Genomic DNA, 19,921 nt, shown 5'->3' with positions numbered 1-19,921 from the left:
CGTGGGAGACGCGCCGGGACCCGCCCGGCGCAACCGCGCGCTAGATCAGGTCCTCCGCATCATCGAAGGCGTCGGTGTCGTGGACACCGCAGAAACGGGAGCCGGGACGAGCCTGGTTGCGGCACTGGATGCCGTCCTCGGACACGTACTCGCAGCGGCGGACGTCCTCGTCCTCCTCGTCACCGATCAGGTCGGCGGCGGGCTCCTCGTGAACGGGAACGTTCTTGAGGATGTCGGCGGCAAGCGTCTCGGACTTGATGTCGATGTGCCAGCCGGTCAGGCGCGCGGCGAGGCGGGCGTTCTGGCCCTCCTTGCCGATGGCGAGGGACAACTGGTCGTCGGGCACGATGACGCCGGCGTAGGCCTTCTCCTCGTCGATGAGGACGCGGGTGACCTTAGCAGGCGACAGGGCATTGGCGACGTAGACGGCAGGATCGGCATCCCACAGGATGACGTCGACGCGCTCGCCACGGAGCTCGCCCACGACAGCGCGAACACGGCTGCCCTTGGGGCCGACGCAGGCGCCCACGGGATCCAGACGGTCGTCGAGCGAGTGGACGGCGACCTTGGAGCGCTGGCCGGGCTCGCGGGCGATCGACTTGATCTGGACGGTGCCCTCATAGATCTCGGGCACCTCCTGCTCAAACAGACGACGCATGAGCTCGGGGTGGGTACGGGAGATGACAATCGGCGGACGGCTGTGCTCGCCACGAACCGGCTGCAGGTTGGAGTTGGGGTCGCGAACGTCGATGATCACGGCCTTGATGTGCTGGTTGTGCAGGTAGCGCTCGCCCATCGGACGCTCGTTGCGCTCGTTCTCGTAACGGCGCTGGTCGAAGTGCGGCAGCTCGGCCTCGACGCCCTCGCGAATCTTGACGATCGTGAAGTCGGGCGTGGACTGCAGCACGGTACCGCTGATGAGGTCACCGATGCGGCCGGAGAACTCCTCGTAGATCTGCTCGCGGGCGGAGTTGCGCACGATGGCGTTGATCTCGGCCTTGGCGTGCTGGGCGGCGATGCGGCTCGTGTTCTTGGGGGTGACGTCGATCTCCTCAAACTCGGTGAAGTTGCCCTCCTCGTCCATGGAATCGTCGATCGGCTCCAGGCGGTAGACGTAGATCTTGCCGGTGGTGCGGTCAATGGTCACCTTGGCGCCCCACTCAAGATGCAGGATCTCGGCATAGCTCTTGGCGAGCGACTGCTCCAGGCGGTCGATCAGGTAGAGCTGGTCGATGTGCTTCTCCTGGCAAAGCTCCATCAGGGCGGACATCATGTCGGATGCTGCCATCTTACTTTCCTTCCTTCGCGGGCTTGAAGTCGTAGGTGGGCTTCAACTTGCACTTTTTAACATCAGAGAAATCGAGGGTAACGGACTCGCCGTCCTCGAGCTCGAGGGTCACGTTCGCCTCGGTGGCGGCGGCAATCTTGCCGGCGTACTTGCGACGGCCCTCGGTGGCGGTGGAGGTGAGCTCGCAGTTCTCGCCCACAAAGCGGGCAAAGTCGCACGGGCGGCGCAGCGGGCGCGCCATACCCGGGCTCGACACCTCGAGCGTATAGCTCGAAGAGATGGGGTCGAGCTCCTCAATCACATCGCCGACCCACTTGGTGTTGGCCGTGACGTCGTTGAGCGAAAGACTCTGACCCTCGGCACCCTCGATACGCACGCGCACGCAGGGGGCCTTGGTGGCACCCACGAGCTCGACGTCGACGATGTCGATATCGTGCTGGGGAGCGACGGCCTCGAGCGCGTCGATAATCGCCTGCTCGGTCTTGGTCTTGACCATTGCGGCACCTCCATCCATACAAAAAAGAAGCGGGGCCGAAACCCCACTTCTTTCAATTACAACTTCATTTGCAAGCAAACTATACCAATAGCTGCGGAAACGTGCAAGCACAGTACGAATCTGCAGGTCAGCGTGCGCACAGCTTCTCCACAAGAATAGGACAATTGACCGCAGACATCAGGGCAGGTACATGAAAAACGAGGGACGACCCAATCGGATCGCCCCTCGTCTTTTATGCGTCAGTTAAGCGCGCAATGCTTACTTGACCACCAGGTTGACCAGCTTGCCGGGCACGCAGATGGCCTTGACGACCGTCTTGCCGTCGAGCCACTTGGCGACGGCGGTCTCGGCGGCAGCCTGCATTTCCTCGTTGGAGGCATCGCGGGCCACGTCGATGCGGCCACGGACCTTGCCGAGTACCTGGACGACGATCTGCACCGTGTCCTCGATGGACTCGGCCAGGTCGAACTCGGGCCAGGCGGCGGTGTAAGCGTTGCCCTCGCAGCCGAGCGCCTCGTGCCACAGCTCGTCGGCCCAGAACGGGCAGATGGGCGCCAGGACGCTCACGATGTCCTTGGCCACGCCGTAGCACAGGGCCTTGTCGCGGTCAGCACCCTCGGTGGCGTTGAGGTAGGCGCTCGCCGCGTTGACGAGCTCCATGACGGCCGAGATCGCGGTGTTGAACTGGCCGCGATCGAAGTCCTCGGTGCACTTGGCGATGGTGCGGTGACGCTCACGGTAGAGCTTCATCGCGGTCTCGCCGAGCACGGACTTGTCGAAGGCCACGTTGGCGTCACCCGACTGGACGAGCTGCCACACGATACGCCAGGCGCGCTTGATAAAGCGGTTGGCGCCCTCGACGGCCTTGGGATCCCAGTCGAAGTCCTTCTCGGGCGGGGCGATAAACAGGATCGCCAGACGCATGGTGTCGGCGCCGTAGGGCTCGATAACCGAGCTCGGGGGCACGACGTTGCCTTTGGACTTGGACATGGTGTCGCCGTTCTCGTCCTTGACCATGCCCTGGCACAGCAGGTTGGTGAAGGGCTCGTCAACACTCAGCAGACCCAGGTCGCGCAGCGCCTTGGTAAAGAAGCGGCTGTAGAGCAGGTGCAGAATGGCGTGCTCGATGCCACCGATGTAGTTATCGACGGGCATCCAACGGTCGGCTGCCTCGCGGGAGAAGGGCAGCTCGGTGTTGTGCGGGTCGGTATAGCGCAGGTAATACCAGCTGGAGCAGGTGAACGTGTCCATGGTATCGGTCTCGCGCTTAGCCGGGCGGCCGCAGACCGGGCAGGTGGTCTCGTAGAAGTCCTTGCACTCGGCGAGGGTCTCGCCGGCGCCCAGGTCCAGGTTCTCGGGCAGCGTCACCGGCAGCTGATCCTCAGGCACGGGCACGATGCCGCAGTGCTCGCAGTGGATGGCCGGGATGGGGTTGCCCCAATAGCGTTGACGGCTGATGAGCCAGTCGCGCAGGCGGAACTCGACCTTGCGACGGCCGCAGCCCATGGCCTCGAGGTCGGCCACGATGGCAGCCTCGCCCTCGGAGTGCTTACCGCCGCGCATGCCGGTGTACTTGCCGGACTGGACAAGCGTGCCCTCGGCAGCGTGGGCGCAATCCCAGTCGACGGTCTCGGCATGGAAGGTATCGATGGTCTCGCCGGTGGCCTCGACGGCAGCGCGATCGTCATCGTCCAGGATGATCGGCACGATCGGCAGGTCGTACTTGCGGGCAAACTCAAAGTCGCGCTGGTCACCACAGGGAACGGCCATGACGGCGCCGGTTCCATAGTCGGCAACGACATAATCGGCAACCCACACGGGGACCTTCTCGCCGTTGACGGGGTTTACCACGTAGCGGCCGGTAAAGGCACCGTGCTTCTCGAGGGTGCCCTGGGCACGCTCGACGGCAGAGATATGCTTGGAGTCCTCGACGATCTTGGTGACGGCCTCCTCATACTCCGTGCCCTCGACGAGCTCGTGCAGACGAGCGTACTCGGGAGCCAGGACAAAAAAGGAGACGCCAAAGAGGGTGTCGGCACGCGTGGTAAAGACGGTGATCTTGCCCTCGTCGCCCTCAATGGGCTCGCCATCCTGGTCGCACAGGGTAAAGTCGACCTCGGCACCCTCGGAGCGACCGATCCAGTTGGCCTGCATCTGCTTGACGCGCTCGGGCCAGCCGGGGAGCTTCTCCAGGTCGTCGAGCAGCTCCTGGGAGTACTCGGTGATCTTGAAGTACCACTGCTCAAGGTCGCGCTTCTCGGGCTCGGTGCCGCAGCGCCAGCACTTGCCCTCGGTGACCTGCTCGTTGGCCAGAACGGTCTTGCAGTTAGGACACCAGTTGACCGGGTTCTTTTTGCGGTAGACCAGGCCCTTTTCCCACAGCTTCTCAAAGATCCACTGACCCCAGCGGTAGTAGTCGGGGCTGCAGGTCTTGACCATGCGATCCAGATCGTAGGAGAAGCCCATGCGCTTCATCGTGGCGAGCGCCTGGTCCATATTCTTATACGTCCAGGCGGCAGCCTGCGTATTGTGCTTGATGGCGGCGTTCTCGGCAGGCAGGCCAAAGGCGTCAAAGCCGATGGGATGCAGCACGTCAAAGCCGCGCATGCGGGCCTGACGGGCCATGGCATCGCCGATGGTATAGTTGCGCGCGTGGCCCATGTGCAGGTCGCCCGACGGATACGGGAACATCTCGAGCACATACTTTTTAGGCTTGCTGTCGTCGGTGTCGACGGCAAAGAGGTTGGAGTCCTCCCAGGCCTTCATCCACCTGGACTCAATGGCCTGCGCGTCGTAGACAGGGATCTCGTCCTTATGATCTGTGCAATCGCACATATCAGCTCCTTTGTTAGCTGGGTTGGGGCGGGGCGTTCTTACCTTTACTCGCTGCTGCGGACAGTCCTGCTCGCACGAAGAGCACATTAAGTGCTCTTCGGCTCGTGCGGAACTTGCAGCGAGCAAAGGTAAGAACGCCCCGCCACATCGTTAACTCGCATGATGATAGCAAATACAACAAGCGAGATGCCTGCGACTTGCAGGCATCTCGCTTTATCTAAATAACGTGGTTGTGAATCAACCGCTAATTGTTACCCGCCCAAGCATGGTCGGGTTTTCCAAGTGCCGCAGATTGCCGTGAAAGAGGAGCGACGCGTACTTTGGTACGCGAGCGACGGTTTGAACGGCAAGGTGCGGTGCTTGGGAAAGCCGCTTAGCGGTAGCTGACGCTTTGCTGGGAGTCCTTGACGACAACGTCGTGAGCGCCGCCTTCGACGATGGAGGTGGAGCTTACCAGGGTCAGGCGTGCCTTTTCCTGGAGCTCGGGGATCGAGAGGGCGCCGCAGTTGCACATCGTGGACTTGACCTTGTAGAGCGTACCGCCCACGCCGTCCTTGAGGGAACCGGCGTAGGGAACGTAGGAGTCGACGCCCTCGACGAAGCTGAGCTTCGCGGCGCCGCCCAAGTCGTAGCGCTGCCAGTTGCGAGCACGCGCAGAACCCTCGCCCCAGTACTCCTTCATGTACTGGCCGTTGACGTTGACGCGCTCGGTCGGGCTCTCGTCGAAGCGGGCGAAGTAGCGACCCAGCATCATAAAGTCGGCACCCATGGCAAGGGCAAGCGTCATGTGGTAGTCGTAGACAATGCCACCATCGGAGCAAACGGGCACGTAGACACCGGTCTCCTCGTAGTACTCGTCACGGGCGCGGCAGACGTCGATCAGCGCGGTGGCCTGGCCACGGCCGATACCCTTGGTCTCGCGGGTGATGCAGATGGAACCGCCGCCGATACCGACCTTGATGAAGTCGGCACCGCAGTCGGCCAGAAAGCGGAAGCCCTCGGCGTCGACGACGTTACCGGCACCAACCTTGACGTCCTCGCCATAGTTGGCGCGGATCCACTCGATGGTGCGCTTCTGCCACTCGCTGAAGCCCTCGGAAGAGTCGATGCACAGGACATCGGCACCAGCCTCGATGAGCAGCGGCACGCGCTCGGCATAGTCGCGGGTGTTGATACCGGCGCCGACCATGTAGCGCTTGTCGTTATCGAGCAGCTCGTTGGGGTTAGTCTTGTGGCTGTCGTAGTCCTTGCGGAACACAATGCCCATGAGGTGATCGTTATCGTCGACGATGGGCAGGGCGTTGAGCTTGTTGTCCCAGATGACGTCGTTGGCAACCTTGAGGCTGATGTTCTTGTCGCCCACGATGAGCTGCTCACGCGGGGTCATGAACTCGGAGACCTTCGTCTGGTGGTCATCGCGACTGGGGCGATAGTCACGGCTGGTGACGATGCCCAGGAGCTTACCCTTGGGAGTGCCGTCATCAGTAACCGGCATGGTGGAGTGACCGGTCTTCTCCTTGAGCTCGATGACCTGCTCCATGGTCATGTCGGGGGTCAGCGTGGAATCGGACTGAACGAAACCGGCCTTGTGATCCTTGACGGCCTTGACCATGGCGGCCTCGGACTCGGCGCTCTGGGAACCGTAAATGAAGGACAGGCCACCCTCGGTAGCGAGCGCGACACCCATGTCGACGCCCGAGACGGACTGCATGATGGCGGAAACCATGGGGATGTTCAGGGTGATTGCCGGCTTCTCACCGCGCTTAAAGCGGGTCAGCGGCGTCTTAAGAGAGACGTTGTTGGGGATGCACTGCGAGGACGAGTAACCAGGGACCAGCAGATACTCCGAAAACGTGTGGGACTCACCGGGAAAGAACGTAGCCATGTTTCTCCTTTTTCCATGCGACCGGTCGGCTGCAGGCCTCGTAGGACCCAGCCCAACCTTGGGCGCCCAATACTGGGGAAGTATCTTAACGCACTTTGACTGCTACAATGCATGATTTAAGAAGAGCACACGAGGGTTTGACGCAGGCTTTGCGTTTGCCCAGCAAACACTTTAGCGGGGAGACGTGGAGCACATGGAGTACAAGACGACGGCAAAGTTGGTCATTCAAGCGTGCGACAAGGATTTGCCGGGCGTGTTCGGCCACGGCTGCGTCTTGCTGCTGCAGGGCATTGCCCGCGAGCACTCGCTCAACCGCGCCGCCAAGAGCATGGGCATGGCCTATTCCAAGGCATGGCGCATTGTGAACGAGGCTGAAGGTCAGCTGGGCTGCAAGCTCATCGAGCGCGACGGCGCCCGCGGATCCACCCTCACCCCCGCCGGCGAGCGAGCCATAGCGGTCTACGAGGAGCTGCAGGCCGACATCAACAAGGTCATTGCCACCAAAGCCGACGCCCTCATCGCAAGTATCAAAGAGTAGCCAATTTGGGACGGGGCTTTTTAGCCACACAACCCCTTCTCATAAGTTGCGGTGAAATAGGGACTGTTTATGCGGTTAAAGCCGAAAATCATTCCCTATTTCACCGCAACTTATGTAGTCGAGGATGATTTAGCTAGTTGCGGAGGGCATTATCTAGGGTGGCGGCCACGATCAAGGGGTCGTCGCTGCCGGCGAAGAGGCGGATGGTGCTCCCCTGCTTGCCGCGCGGGGCCGAGAGGCGCGTCGTTGCGCCGCCGGCGGGCGATGTACGAAACTCCCCCGGCAAAGCATCGAAGAAATCACCCGCACTGCGCTCGATAAGGTCAAACTCAACTGCCGGGCCAAAGCCGTGCTCGAGGATTCCTGTCGCAACCGCATGGTCGGGATGCGAGCTCAGTCCGGGATAGCGCACGTTGCACACCATCTCGTTAGCGGCCAGATACTCGGCCAGCGCACGGGCGCGGTCGAAATGCGCCTGCATACGGACGTCGAGCGAGTCCAGTCCCCGCTCCAGCACACCGGCCTCGTCAGCAGTCAATTCAAACTTGGCCAAGCCACAGCCCTCAAGCAGGGCATGCGCGCACTCGGCCGCGGCATCCACACGATGGCGCTTGAGCTGCGAGCGCGCGACCGATACGGCAACCAACTTGCGCGGAGCATCACCGGCGCATACGCGATCGAGCGCCTCGAGCGACAGCGCAGAACCCAGCCGCAGCGAATCGCAGCCAAAAGCTGACGCCACGGTGTTGTCCACAACCAGCAGCGCATGGGCCTCACGCGCCGCCCGACCCAGCGCACAAAGATCAGGCACACGCAGACCAAACCCGCCGATGGAGTTGACGAGCCACCACAGGTGCGGACCCTCAGCGTCAAACGAGCCGGCAAAGCCACCGGACGCCGCAGCAAACGCCTCGACAGACGGCTCCCCCACCATCACAACATCGCAGCCGTCAAATCCGCTCGCAAACGCATCGGCAAAGTCGTCCGCAAAGACCACCAGGCGGTCACCGGGACGCACAATCCCCAGCTGCGACAGCGCTGCTGGCACATGCGAGGCCACAAGCAACCGCGCCTCACGCGCGCCAGTCCTTGCAGCCCAGGCCTCTTCTAGCTGCTGTACGCCCATACGGCAACCTCCCTTCATTAACAAAAACCCACGATGCGGATGTTTCCCGCATCGTGGGTAACGGCTGCAGTATAGCGCCGATATGCGACGAATCGCCTAGATGATGAGCGTATGATAGGTCACGCTCGCACCCGGGGCGTCAACGGTCACGCCATAGGCCTCGGGATAGATGCGCGTCGAGAACACGAGTGCGCCATCGTTCACAAACACCTCGACCGACGAGATATCGCCGACAATGCGCACGTTACGAACCTCGTCGACGGGCTCCCAACGCACGGTGCGACCGCAGCCGGCAGAAGCGCGACCCTCATCGGTAAATCGCATCTCAAAGCGCGCGGACAGCTCGCCCTCGGCGGGCACAAACGCCAGCTTCAGCTCGCCATCAACGGTCGCGGTAAACGCGCCGTCTACACCGTCAACAACAACGTCAAAGCAGGTATCGCCGGCAACCTCCAACGAGCCCTCCCCCACACGCACCGAGGCATAATGGCGCTCGATCTCGCGCGCCGGCTGCTGCAGCACCACGCCGCCGTCACCGGCTGTAAGCTCGCGCGGCACCGTCATGCAGTGCTGCCAGCCGCACACCACAGTGGGGTCGTTGCCATAGGTCGGCTCATCGGGCATGCCCATCCAGCCGATCAGAATGTGGCGACCATCCTCGGACGTAAACTCCTGCGGAGCATAGAAGTCAAAACCAGCATCCCATAGGCGGAACTCGCCCAGCTCATAAGCGTCATTATCACCGGTAATGTCGCCCGTTACAGGCATGTAGCCAGCAGCGTATACGTTGCCGCGGTCCCAACGACCGCCCTCGAGCCCCTGGGGAGAGAAGGACAGAAACCTTGCCGGTACACCGCCATCCGCCTCGAGCTCAAGGTATCCCGGGCACTCCCACATAAAGCCAAAACGCTCGGGCGTAGACACGCGGCTCTCGAGCTCCCAACTCAGCATATCGGCCGAGCCGTACACCAGGATCTCGCCCGCATCGCGCCCGGCACCCTCGCCGTGCATGTCACAAAAACGGCTCTCGACATGAGGACCGTCAACGCGACGACGCGCGCCCAGCACCATGTGGTAACGCCCGTCATCATCGCGCCACACCTTGGGGTCACGCACGTGGCAGGTCAAATCCTCGGGATAATCATCGGACGCCAGCACCACGCGCTTTTGGCTGAACTCCCGACCGGCAAGGCCATCAACGCTCTCGACATAAACAGTATCGGCGCGGCGGCCGGTATTGACGTAGTCGTACGTGCCGTCTGCATCGGAGAGTTTAACGTTGCCTGTGTACAGTACGCGAATGCGGCCGTCCTCGGCAAGCGCGGAGCCCGAATACACGCCATGACAATCGAACGGCTCGTCGGGCAGCAGCGGGGCGCCAACATAATCCCAGTTCATAAGGTCGCGGCTTGTGGCATGGCCCCACATCTTTACGCCACCGTTCACATCAAACGGAGCATACTGGAAGTACGCGTGAAACACGCCACCCACCTGGCAGAGACCGTTGGGGTCGTTGAGCCAACCCGCCGGCGGCATAATATGGAAGTGCTGGCCATACGCGCCATGACCGCACTCAGAGGCGGCAGCGTCAACAGCGGCAACCAGCTTTGCAAGGTCGCGACCAAGTGCATTAGACATATCAAAGTCCTAACGGATCCAAAGTAACAAGGCACCAGAGATCGGCACCAGATACGGGAAACGCCCGCGAGCATACAACCCGCGGGCATCCCTCAATCAAAAGCTCTTAGGCCTGCTCGGAAGCCTTGGGCTCGTCCTTGTACAGGACAAACGAGATGGCAAAGGACACGACCGCGGCAACCGCGAACATGATTGCGTACTGCACGGGCTGGGCCAGGCACAGCAGGATACCGAAGATGCCGGTAACGCCCGTGCCGGAGGCGGCAAGCGAGGTGAGCGCGCAGACCAGGGCACCGCAACCGCCGCCGATGCAGCCGGCGATGAAGGGCTTAAAGAAGCGAAGGTTCACGCCGAAGATGGCAGGCTCGGTAATGCCCATGAAGGCGGAGAGAGCCGAAGGAAGTGCCAGGCCCTTGATCTTGGCATCGCGGGTCTTAAAGGCAACGGCGAGCGCGGCGCCACCCTGAGCGATGTTAGCAGCGCTGGCGATGGGCAGCCAGTAGGTCACGCCGTACTGGGCGAGCTGGCCCAGGTCGATGGCGGTGTACATCTGGTGGATACCGGTAACGACCGTGGGGGCATAGAACAGGCCAACGATAAAGGAACCGATTCCGAAGGGCAGGGTCAGCAGGGCCTGGATCAGACCGAGGATGGCATTCTCGGCCCACACGAAGATGGGGCCGACGGCAACGAGCGTCACGAGTACGGTCACGAACACCGAGACGAGCGGGGTCACAAAGAGGTCGAACATCTCGGGAACGATCTTGTGCAGGCGCTTCTCGAGGAAGGCCAGAATGGCACAGGCGATAACGATGGGGATCACATGGCCCTGATAGCCGACCCACTCAAAGCTGTACACACCGGGAATGACGGTAACCATGGTCTGCACGCCCTCGGAGGCAACCGTGTAGGCGCTCTGCAGCGAGGAGTTAATGAACGCACCGCCGACGACGGCACCCAGATACGGGTTGGCGCCAAAGGCCTTGGCGGCGGAGTAGCCGATCAGGATCTGCAGAATGCCAAAGGACGTGCCCGAGACCAGGTCGGCAATCTTGTAAATAAAGTTATTAGTGTCGAGCGCGATAAAGCCGTTGGAGGCCATAAAGTTGAGGGCGCTCATAATGCCCAGCAGCAGACCCGAAGCCACGATAGCGGGGATGATGGGGACAAAGACGTCGCCGAGCACCTTAATGGCACGCATAAAGATGTTCTGCTGCTGTGCCGCGGCCTCCTTGACCTCGGCCTTGGTGGCAGCCTCGACGCCGCTGAGCGCAATGAACTCTTCGTAGACCTTGTTGACGGTGCCGGTGCCAAAAATAATCTGGAGCTGGCCCTGGGCCTCAAAGACGCCCTTGGCGCCGTCGATATTCTCGAGGGCCTCCTTGTCGACCTTCGCGTTGTCGGCAATCACCAGACGCAGACGCGTGGCGCAGTGTGCGGCCGAAACAACGTTGTCGGCGCCACCGATGTTGTCGAGCACCTCTTGGGCTGATTTGCGGTAGTCCATGACTTCCCTTTCCTCCAACGGGAGCATCTGCACCCGGCCATCTTTGACACTTACACTGTAATCGTTTTCAGTTTCATATGTCTGTAATCGTTTTCATAGTAGGGTGAACGGTAGGAAAAAGCCGGCGAATGGTAGTTTTGGGACAAAAAACGGGGGACTCAAAGGCAGGCAGACGCGTCCAAGGCCTAGACATTCATGAGCTGATGGCCGAGCTTGAGCGACTTTAGACCGCGCTCCCCCTCTACGCCATCGAGCGTGTCGAGCAGCATGCTGGTGGCCTCGACGCCACTGGTCAGGTAGCCGTAATGCACAGTGGGAATGCCGCCCGTCAGCGCGCGCAAAAACGCGTTGTCGCCAAAACCGCTCACGCGACGCACGCCCTCGCCCACGCCGCGCAGCTCGTCAAAAGCGCGCAGGGCGCCGGCCGCCATAGTGTCGGTCGCGCACGCGATAAACGAAACATCGGAATCGACGGAGAGAAGTTCGCGCGCAGCGCGATAGCCCGAGTCGAGCGTAAAGGACCCCTGGCGAATCAGGCTCGGATCAAGCACAACGTCCACGGCGCCCAAGCCGGCCTCAAAACCGCGACGGCGGTCATAACCGGCCGCGCGGTCCTCTTCGGTAACTCCGATGTAAGCGATCTTGCCATCCACCCGACCCGCAAGCGCACGGCCGAGCTCAAAGGCAGCCTCGTAATCGTCGTGATAGACACACGCCGCGCCCTCAACATTCTGGCCGATCAGTACGATGGGCACGCGGCACGACTCAATCGCCCGGCGATGCTCGTCGGTGATCATAGTTGCCACCAGCACGATGCCATCAACCGGGTGGTTTTGGAATAAATCGAGGTATTCGAGCTCGCGATCGGCCTCGTTGTCGGTATTGGCAAGCAGCATCTGGTAGCCACGGCGACCGAGCACCTGGCCAATGCCGGCGGTAATGCGGCTCACGGATTCCGAGTTGATCTTAGGCACGATGACGCCGATGAGCTTGGTGGAACCGGTGCGCAGCGCGCGAGCCTGGCTGGATCGCACGTATCCGGTCAGCTCGATTGCCTGCTTAATGCGCTCGGCCTTGTCCGCCGAGATATATCCACCGTTGAGGTAGCGCGAGACGGCGGCGCTCGAAACGCCGGCCAGCTCGGCCACATCTTTCATCTTAACCACGAGCACCCCTGTCATTGAAATCGCTTTCACCATAATACCTGTGCGAAGCTACATGCGTGTCGCAAGACAGGACGTCACGGTCAATTTAGCTGTCGTAGCACGGGCATCGCAGGGCTTCAGCTTGAAACGTCGAAATATAAGTTCCGAATCAGTCAAACTACCGATTCGGCACCTCGTTACATTTGCAAGCGGTGGCATGCAAAATCCAAATCGAGAACAGCTTACTCACTTTGGAAAGACGCATCGCTGTCCGCTGCCAATTCCGAAGGAAGAATTGCCGGCAGCGTCAAAGCCCCCATGGGCGAAAGTCCAGTAACGACCATCAGATAGCTCTTAGCGTGACCATACGCCATGGAAATCGCATTAGAGAGAAGATAACGGCGCGCTTCATCGTCTGAAATGTCGAACGGCAATTTTGTAGACACCGAAATAGCGACCGACACATCAGCGCGCATTTTTTCCTTTGCATCGTCTCTATCAATCAGACTGCCACACACATACAGCTTTAAGTCTGCACGCTCGCCCGCCTTGTTCCTCAATAGATGGACGTCCTGATAGCTAACGTCAACTTTTAAATCCATATTCTGGGAGGGCTCATTCTCAATATGAAAAGTTGAGTCGACAATAAACAAATGAACAACCTGAATAGGCGCAATGAAATCCTTGCTCATGCAGCCAAACCTCCCGGAATCATCTCAAAGTTCAATCGTTTAGCTGAGCAGTCGCTATTAAATGAAGACCATTGTTCTCGGACAGAATTATTAGACGAAGAAAACGGCGCCTCATTCGAATAGCTGGAAATGACCTGAGGAATGATTTTGATACCCAACGCAAGTTCAAACTTTGCGATTGTTTTCAGCGTCATGTTGGGCTGAGAATTCAACAATTTCGAAAGCGACTGAAGACTCACGCCCATACGCTTTGCCAGCTCGCTTTTACTCAAGCCCGAGCGCTGCATCTCGCGATGAACAATAAACTCAATATCTAGTGCGTGCTCATAGGCACGGGTTTCGCTCGTTTCCGTTTCCGCGTAAAAGTCTGATAAATCGACCTTAACCATTACAAGTCTCCATTTCGTAAGCGGGCAAAAAAGCCGACGCTATGACTCCAAAAGCTGCTTTGCTATCGGGGCCAACTGTTTTGCGCGTTTAATTTCTTTGGAAATATTTCCCGAGCCTTGATGGCCCTTAAACCAAAAAAGCAAAACAATCTTGTCCACGCCTTGGCAAATCGCGTAGACCATTTCTCGATTAACCCCATCAAAACCCTTGAGTTCGTATAGCCCAATCTTAGGCTCGATACATCGAAGCTTTGACGTTCCAGTGACATCCTTTAGCCCGTAATCATAGATTTTTGAAATCTGATTGATCATTTTACGGGCGGTAAACTTCGTTTTAGGATCAGACATCATCTTCTGAAACTGAGAGTTCTCAGGGGAGGTGGTTAGTTCCCAAAAAAGTCGTCCCTCGGGATCAGCATATTCGACAAGCTCATAGTCACTAGCCAAAGGCCACCCCCTCCGCTTCAGATGAAACCATATATGATTAACTTATAAGTTAAGTTTAATCAAATTCAAATACAGGGCAAGCCCCAAGCCGAGTTCAAGTAATCTGCATTATTAACTCAGAGAAATGTGGGAAAGAAGCGGCAGAAACTACATTGGCAAATAAGGCCCCCCGCGAAGTGCCCGAACTATTATGGGGACCAACAACATACCTAGGAAGACGAAAGCAAGGCACGCAACCGCCCAGTCACCGTGGCCGGTCTTAGGGAGCGCGGCGGCTTGCGTTGTTGCGGGCTTGGTCTTTTTGGTGGTCTTGGTCGCAGGCGTCTTGATGGACGCGGGCGCGGGCTTGGCGTCCGACTTGGGCGACGAATCAGGCGTGAGGGGCGGGTTTTCGCTGGGCTTGGTCTCATCACCGGGCTTTTCTTCGCTACCGGGCTTTGTATCCCCCGTGGGATTGCCACCGGTGGGCTCATCGATACCGGGCTGGGTCTTCCCCGCCGGCGGCTGGGCGCCTGTGGGTTCAATTACCACATGCTAAGCAACGGCCCCGCTGGCATCCATAACACAGGCGGTACCAAAGGCCCCGCCCATCGGCGTCACAAACTGCGCCGACGTAAGTGAGCCATTCTCGCAGGCAGCATCGGCTATGGCGCCGGTCGCGTCCACCCAGGAGGCGTCCACGGCAAACTGGCCATCGGAGGCGTACAGGCCAAAGAAGCAGCAGTCCTCACCCGATCCGCTACTAGCAGCAGCAACGTGCGAGCCCGTAGGTTGACTGCGTCAATACCGCTAGATTCGGCCTAGTATCCTATCGGGTCCCAAAAGGTCAATCCAGTTAAAGACGGCAGGCAGCCCGAAACAACATCTTTCATTAATCTCCAGTCCTATCAAGCCCGATCGAACTTGACCGTCAAACCAGATACGGCCCAATCACATCGAATACCTCGCCCACCTTGGTTGCAGGGTTTTGCGCGGATGGTTTACCGTTACCCAGCCCCCTATGGTATGTGACGAGGCGTCCAGCACGCTGCAACGCCTCGCCTCGTTTGCCGTCCACCACCTCGAACAGCCCTGCCAAATTCTTGCGGTACTCAATGCCCAGGTCTTTAGACATGGCTTGAGCGAGGCCACGCTGGCACTCTGCGGCCGACATGGGAGCAGTCGTATATCGAAGGTGCAGAAGGGGCCACAGCTCAAAGCAGGGGTTCGACCACAGCGCATGAAACGTCCTCAATCCATCGGTGAGCTCGGCGCATTTGCTCTCCATCGCATTGAAATCGGATGCAGGGAAATCATCCTTATCAAATACAAGCCACACATGGTCAAACGTCTCAGGAGCATAGCGACAGTGTTCGACAGCGAAGTCAAGTAGGTCGAGCGTATGTTTGCCAGTCCCCTTAACGACTACGGCAACCTTCCGCTCGTTTGCTGCGCCCAACGCGGCGCGCACGCCCTCGAAGTAGCGAGGCTCAGTCTCCTTGCCCTCGGTCACCACGAGATGGCGCGTCATCTGTACCATGCGAGAGCGTCCCTCGCGCTTGCCGCTGCGCCAGTCCCTCGACTTTTTCGCGGCCATACTAATCCCACTCCTCAATGCGTGTGAGATACGGGTCAGCACCATAGCGGCCAGACAGGTACTGCTTGTCGAATGCCGCGTTCTTGCTGACCAAGTTACCATTTGACTCGTGGATGTCGGCGAGCGACCATAGCTGGCTCGCCTCCCCCTCGCCGCGTGCGGCAAACCATATCTCGTCGCGGCGAAAAACATCGTTTCGCATAGTGGACACGTCCTGAGACGAGAAGATAAGCTGCGCGCCGCTCTTGTTGACTTCGGGATCTTTGAACAGCAGAATCACGTAGCGCAGGAGCTTCGGATGCAACTTGGCGTCGAGCTCGTCGACAACGACGGTACCGCCGCGTTCGAGCGCCGCCAGCAGAAACGACGCCAACCCCATGAGCTTCTGAGTACCGGCCGACTCCTCGGACAGGCGCAGCTCATAGCCCTTGCCGTCCACCTCATGCTTTACGAAGACGCGCTGGCCGCGCCATTCCGGAGCTTTCTCAACCCTAAAGCCATCGATACGTACGTCAACGGCACGCAGAAAACGCGTGATCTCGAGTGAGTCATCCTCATCGAGCAACTGTTCGAGCATCTGCTCCAGATAGGAGCTGTTGTAGTTCAGGAACACCCCATCAAGAAACCAACTGGCGGCCTCCTTGATCACCGGCGCGTCAAAGTTGATGCAGAGAAACGACAGGTATGGCAGGCTCGGGTTGAATCTCGCAGCCGTCACGAGCTTACGCAACGTGGGACCAAGCTCAACCCCTGTCCCCTCGCGCTCGAACAGCATCGCCGTGCGTGACGCCCCCAATTTGCGCCGCCACAATCCTTCGGACACGATCTCGTCCGCATGCACGGACAGGGCATAGCGGTACTCATGCTCACCCGCGCGATAGTAGAGCTCGAACTCGGTGGGCTTAGCAGCCGACACGTCATCGAACTCGAACGCAGAGCAACGGGGTATCGAAGATCGGTTACCTTCTGGCGCATCAGTGCTGGCAGACAACAATCTGATCGGCCTTGCCACCGCCGAACGAATATAGTCAAGAGCCTCGAGCAGGTTAGACTTGCCGCCAGCGTTAGGCCCGTAAACCGCAGCTACCGGAAGGAAACTCTGCCCGTCAGGGCACTCTATGAGTGAGCGCTCGAACTCCCTCATCGATGTTGCCTGCATGGAAAGCACAGTTTCGTCGCGATAGGATCTATAGTTCCTGAAGGTAAACTGGCAAAGCATCGTCCTCAAAATTCCTTTCATTGTTTTGAAAAGATATTTCAGAGTTTTTATTTGATTATAGACCTTAAATAGCATCAATCAAGAGTTTACCGCACTTAGAATAGAGGAATACAGGTAATCCGAAGGCATCGAACAGTCTTGATATCAGTTAAATTACTTCCGCTCTTTAGCCTTTGTGATCATCCCATCAATACGCTCAATAGTCTCAATTAGGTGCGTCAAAATCTGCCTGAGTTCATCCTCGGGCAGAGAACAGATGTGATCACAAAAGGCCTGCTTTTGAAATTCGGAGATCACCTTTTTATCGCCATAATCTCCAAAGGTTTGCTTTTCCAGATAGAAAGCTGACGTATCAAAACCATCTTCCAGCACCAGGGCATTTTCAATACCCTTCAAGAAGTGCTTTCTGGATTTGTAAGTTTTCATTTTCGTTCGCAACACATTGTTGCTTAAACACTCATTAATCTTTTGATCGCAATCGAACAGGAAAGCAGTGAAGACCGAAGGAGGATTTGCATCCAAATAAGCGGCTGCTTTATTAAGCGATGGTGCGCCAGTGAATTCACATGATCCATCAGAGCTCTTCTTTCCTATCCATTTAAATCGCAAGTGGTTATTAATATGGGCAAAAGAAAGTGCTTTATTGAAATACTGCTCATCGGTAGGCCCCTCTAGATAAACAGTGGGGGCTTCGTTCACAAACCACGAAACCGAAAAAGCATCCTTCACCGCTTGAACCGTACCAGGACCGTAAAACTCTGGATTAGCCTGTGCGACCACATCGCCAGATTCATTCCTGGCCAATACAATTACTTTGTCGTTGTATCTTTTTTCATCATGAATAATAAAGGGCGAGTGGGTTACACAGAAAATTTGAGAAGTTTGGTTCCCGTCTTCGTCCTGAAACAACGATTTATAAAAGTGAAGAATCTTCTCCTGCCATGAAGGATGAAGGCTAATTTCAGGCTCGTCAATAAATACAAACGAACCTCTGAGCGCATGCGAGTCCTTCAGCATAAAGCACCCACGATAGACAATCTGCTTTTCACCAGAACTCAGTTGATCAACACGGACGTCATGGCCATTCTTTTTAAAGAGAATTTCTTTATGGCCGTTGCGATTATCAACACGGTCGTAATTCAAGTCGTCAAACATCAGATCAAAAGCTTTGGTGAACCTAGGCATCCTTTGAGGGACTTGAAGTCGCGAGAGCCCAGTTTCCATATTGTTCCTAGCAACCCTAGCGACATCAGCATCATCAAGAGCCTGAATATCAATAATCAGTTGATTAATTTCAGTGGGCAGATCACTTGACGAGCGAATACTCTCAACAGATTCATCAATATTTCGACTTGTTACACTAGTTATTTGATTAGACTTAAAATTAATATCGACATCAGAAAAGATAGCGGAAGTGGGGAAAATCTCGGCAAATTCATCCGAACCCACCCAATTATCGAGGCCTAAGCCATCTTTGACATAGAGATAGTCGTGCCCCTTAATATCCTTGGCATAAAACTCGTATGTTCGTATTTTGGAGTCAAAGTCTACTTCGATCGAATCAACATAACATGGCATGTCGTGATACTTATGAGCCATGATTTGATAGAGCAGCTCGACTAAGCTGCTTTTACCAATGCCGTTATTTCCAGCGATGATGACAGTATCAACGGCTTTATTTGAGGAGTCGGTAAAGTCCAACTCCAGATTACCCAATACCGGATGATTCGATAACTTCAACTTTCGAACTCGGATCATGAGAACCCCACTTCAAACTGCTTTTATAGCAGTTTACTAAACCCACGGTGCCAAATGATCGGCAATGCCGCGCAACCGTTTCGCAATATTCAACAGTGGCTAATTAAACAAACACCGCATCCCACCAAAACGCTAGTGCCCAAGCCGTTCTAGTCAAAGAGCAGCTTGGGCACACTCCATGAGACCACAGTGAGAGCTGCAACCGGACCTCGCGCCAATAGCAAACACGCTCCATACCGTCACAAATCACCCCTCCCCATCCATGACCGTCCAGTTTACAGCCTCAATGCCCGGAAGAGACGTTAGGCAAGAGGGACAGGCAACCTGATAGTTCCCGTAATTTGTCCTGCGCTGCATAGAAGCGGAGACATATACCGCTTTGCGGGCGCGTGACGCCGACGTACAGCGTGCCCATTTTCTCAATAAGCCCGTCTGGCTTTTTCTTCGCATCCACGATCCGGCATCCACGCGCAGAACGCGAGCACATACCAGCACTTTCACACCGAGAGCAAATCACTCCAGGCCAATCGAAACGCGTAACGCCCGGAATGAAAACAGTGTCCCACACGAACCCCTTAGCGGGGTGTACGGTCATCATCGGGATATCCGCATCAAGGTAATCGGAGAAACGCCGCAGGGAGCCCTCGGAAAAGATGCTCACGATATAGTCGAAGCGCTCCGACGGATCCAGCGCGAAGCAGTCATTTTTAAGGTGTTTCCGCAGCGCTCCAAGAAACATGGCATAGGACCGCCCATACTCGAATCTCCTGGAGCCATGTGTCGGTAAAGTCACATGCAAGAAGAAAATAACTCGCTTTTATGCCAGTTATCAATTCTGATGAAAGGGTGACTGAGCATTTCTTACATCAGAATCACGTAATTGGATGCCAGCGCATCAAAGCTCTTCAGGTGGCATTAGATAACTTAAGCCGCAGTGCATCGAGCGTCTCCTCGACGGGTCTTCCTCACCAGATCCCCATGTCATTGCGTAGCGACTCCTCGTCAACTAATATGACGTTCGCAGGCACGGCCCGTGCCCCCCCCTGTCGATGACTTGCTATCTAGTCGCCAGAAATCATATGACGGGGCACGGGCCGTGTTCCGCTATGTGGTTATCGATTTGGGAAAGAGACTATGTGTTACCCGGCGGCGCAGCAAGGTCAACCGTTGGCAACAAAGGACAGCGAGAACTATGTCGGCACCGGTAACCAAGCGCAATATCGACAGTGATGCTACGCAATATTCGATTGCAATCAAACAAGCAGACATCAGCCTGATCCACATAAAAGAAGAAGTGGATACCTTGCTTAACATCGATAGTTTTAAACTAATTAACGAACCTCCACGAGGCTTTCCCTTAATTACGACATGAGGAGATGCGC

At 57.3% G+C, this 19,921-nt stretch carries 19 protein-coding genes; 2 read left to right on the top strand and 17 right to left on the bottom strand.

The features are described from left to right. Positions 1–40: 40 nt before the first annotated feature. The 4 genes from nusA to JMJ97_RS01585 all read right to left on the bottom strand — a co-directional run bounded on the left by nusA (position 41) and on the right by JMJ97_RS01585 (position 6,504). On the bottom strand, positions 41–1,288 hold the full coding sequence (gene nusA, locus JMJ97_RS01600; RefSeq protein WP_006234042.1) for a transcription termination factor NusA: 1,248 nt from the start codon (positions 1,286–1,288) through the stop codon (positions 41–43). A 1-nt stretch (position 1,289) separates the two neighbouring features. Beyond that, a complete protein-coding gene (locus JMJ97_RS01595; RefSeq protein WP_195620734.1) occupies positions 1,290–1,784 on the bottom strand; it encodes a ribosome maturation factor RimP in 495 nt (164 codons plus the stop codon). Between the two features lie 258 nt (positions 1,785–2,042). Further along, positions 2,043–4,619, bottom strand: coding sequence for a leucine--tRNA ligase (gene leuS / locus JMJ97_RS01590; RefSeq protein ID WP_260698927.1), 2,577 nt, complete (start codon positions 4,617–4,619; stop codon positions 2,043–2,045). Between the two features lie 373 nt (positions 4,620–4,992). Next, positions 4,993–6,504 (bottom strand): IMP dehydrogenase, encoded by a 1,512-nt coding sequence (locus JMJ97_RS01585; RefSeq protein WP_006234046.1) that lies wholly within the window; start codon positions 6,502–6,504, stop codon positions 4,993–4,995. Between the two features lie 193 nt (positions 6,505–6,697). Here JMJ97_RS01585 and JMJ97_RS01580 point away from each other — a divergent pair, with 193 nt between their 5' ends. Continuing rightward, positions 6,698–7,042, top strand: a complete 345-nt coding sequence (locus JMJ97_RS01580; protein ID WP_260698926.1) for a winged helix-turn-helix domain-containing protein — start codon at positions 6,698–6,700, stop codon at positions 7,040–7,042. A 133-nt stretch (positions 7,043–7,175) separates the two neighbouring features. Here the strand turns inward: JMJ97_RS01580 and JMJ97_RS01575 are convergent, their stop codons facing one another. The 13 genes from JMJ97_RS01575 to JMJ97_RS09645 all read right to left on the bottom strand — a co-directional run bounded on the left by JMJ97_RS01575 (position 7,176) and on the right by JMJ97_RS09645 (position 19,278). Beyond that, the gene (locus JMJ97_RS01575; RefSeq protein ID WP_260698925.1) at positions 7,176–8,168 is read right to left on the bottom strand and encodes a PLP-dependent transferase; all 993 of its coding nucleotides are present in this window, start codon (positions 8,166–8,168) and stop codon (positions 7,176–7,178) included. A 96-nt stretch (positions 8,169–8,264) separates the two neighbouring features. Continuing rightward, positions 8,265–9,806: a glycoside hydrolase family 32 protein gene (locus JMJ97_RS01570; protein WP_260698924.1), complete on the bottom strand. Its 1,542-nt coding sequence runs from the start codon at positions 9,804–9,806 to the stop codon at positions 8,265–8,267. A 106-nt stretch (positions 9,807–9,912) separates the two neighbouring features. After that, entirely contained in the window at positions 9,913–11,313 is a 1,401-nt protein-coding gene (locus tag JMJ97_RS01565) for a PTS transporter subunit EIIC (protein ID WP_260698923.1), read from the bottom strand. A 185-nt stretch (positions 11,314–11,498) separates the two neighbouring features. Beyond that, positions 11,499–12,470, bottom strand: coding sequence for a LacI family DNA-binding transcriptional regulator (locus tag JMJ97_RS01560; protein WP_260698969.1), 972 nt, complete (start codon positions 12,468–12,470; stop codon positions 11,499–11,501). A gap of 230 nt (positions 12,471–12,700) precedes the next feature. Next, positions 12,701–13,150 (bottom strand): hypothetical protein, encoded by a 450-nt coding sequence (locus JMJ97_RS01555; RefSeq protein WP_260698922.1) that lies wholly within the window; start codon positions 13,148–13,150, stop codon positions 12,701–12,703. Next, positions 13,147–13,539, bottom strand: coding sequence for a helix-turn-helix transcriptional regulator (locus tag JMJ97_RS01550; RefSeq protein ID WP_055251172.1), 393 nt, complete (start codon positions 13,537–13,539; stop codon positions 13,147–13,149). The genes JMJ97_RS01555 and JMJ97_RS01550 overlap by 4 nt, the downstream gene beginning before the upstream one ends. Positions 13,540–13,578: 39 nt before the next feature. Beyond that, a complete protein-coding gene (locus JMJ97_RS01545) occupies positions 13,579–13,986 on the bottom strand; it encodes a hypothetical protein (protein ID WP_260698921.1) in 408 nt (135 codons plus the stop codon). A gap of 147 nt (positions 13,987–14,133) precedes the next feature. Then, the gene (locus JMJ97_RS01540; RefSeq protein ID WP_260698920.1) at positions 14,134–14,517 is read right to left on the bottom strand and encodes a hypothetical protein; all 384 of its coding nucleotides are present in this window, start codon (positions 14,515–14,517) and stop codon (positions 14,134–14,136) included. A 3-nt stretch (positions 14,518–14,520) separates the two neighbouring features. After that, on the bottom strand, positions 14,521–14,667 hold the full coding sequence (locus tag JMJ97_RS01535) for a hypothetical protein (protein ID WP_260698919.1): 147 nt from the start codon (positions 14,665–14,667) through the stop codon (positions 14,521–14,523). A gap of 229 nt (positions 14,668–14,896) precedes the next feature. Continuing rightward, positions 14,897–15,562, bottom strand: a complete 666-nt coding sequence (locus JMJ97_RS01530; RefSeq protein ID WP_260698918.1) for an RloB family protein — start codon at positions 15,560–15,562, stop codon at positions 14,897–14,899. Position 15,563: 1 nt separating this feature from the next. After that, positions 15,564–16,706 (bottom strand): AAA family ATPase, encoded by a 1,143-nt coding sequence (locus JMJ97_RS01525; protein WP_260698917.1) that lies wholly within the window; start codon positions 16,704–16,706, stop codon positions 15,564–15,566. Positions 16,707–16,934: 228 nt separating this feature from the next. Next, positions 16,935–18,539 (bottom strand): AAA family ATPase, encoded by a 1,605-nt coding sequence (locus JMJ97_RS01520; RefSeq protein ID WP_260698916.1) that lies wholly within the window; start codon positions 18,537–18,539, stop codon positions 16,935–16,937. Positions 18,540–18,822: 283 nt separating this feature from the next. Further along, on the bottom strand, positions 18,823–19,278 hold the full coding sequence (locus tag JMJ97_RS09645) for a 3'-5' exonuclease (RefSeq protein WP_422110714.1): 456 nt from the start codon (positions 19,276–19,278) through the stop codon (positions 18,823–18,825). Between the two features lie 453 nt (positions 19,279–19,731). Here JMJ97_RS09645 and JMJ97_RS01515 point away from each other — a divergent pair, with 453 nt between their 5' ends. Further along, positions 19,732–19,911, top strand: coding sequence for a hypothetical protein (locus JMJ97_RS01515; protein ID WP_260698915.1), 180 nt, complete (start codon positions 19,732–19,734; stop codon positions 19,909–19,911). Positions 19,912–19,921 lie beyond the last annotated feature (10 nt).

Source organism: Collinsella aerofaciens (assembly GCF_025289055.1).
Classification (GTDB): domain Bacteria; phylum Actinomycetota; class Coriobacteriia; order Coriobacteriales; family Coriobacteriaceae; genus Collinsella.
Note: the sequence above shows the minus strand (reverse complement) of the source record. Positions and strands in the feature narration are given on the sequence as shown.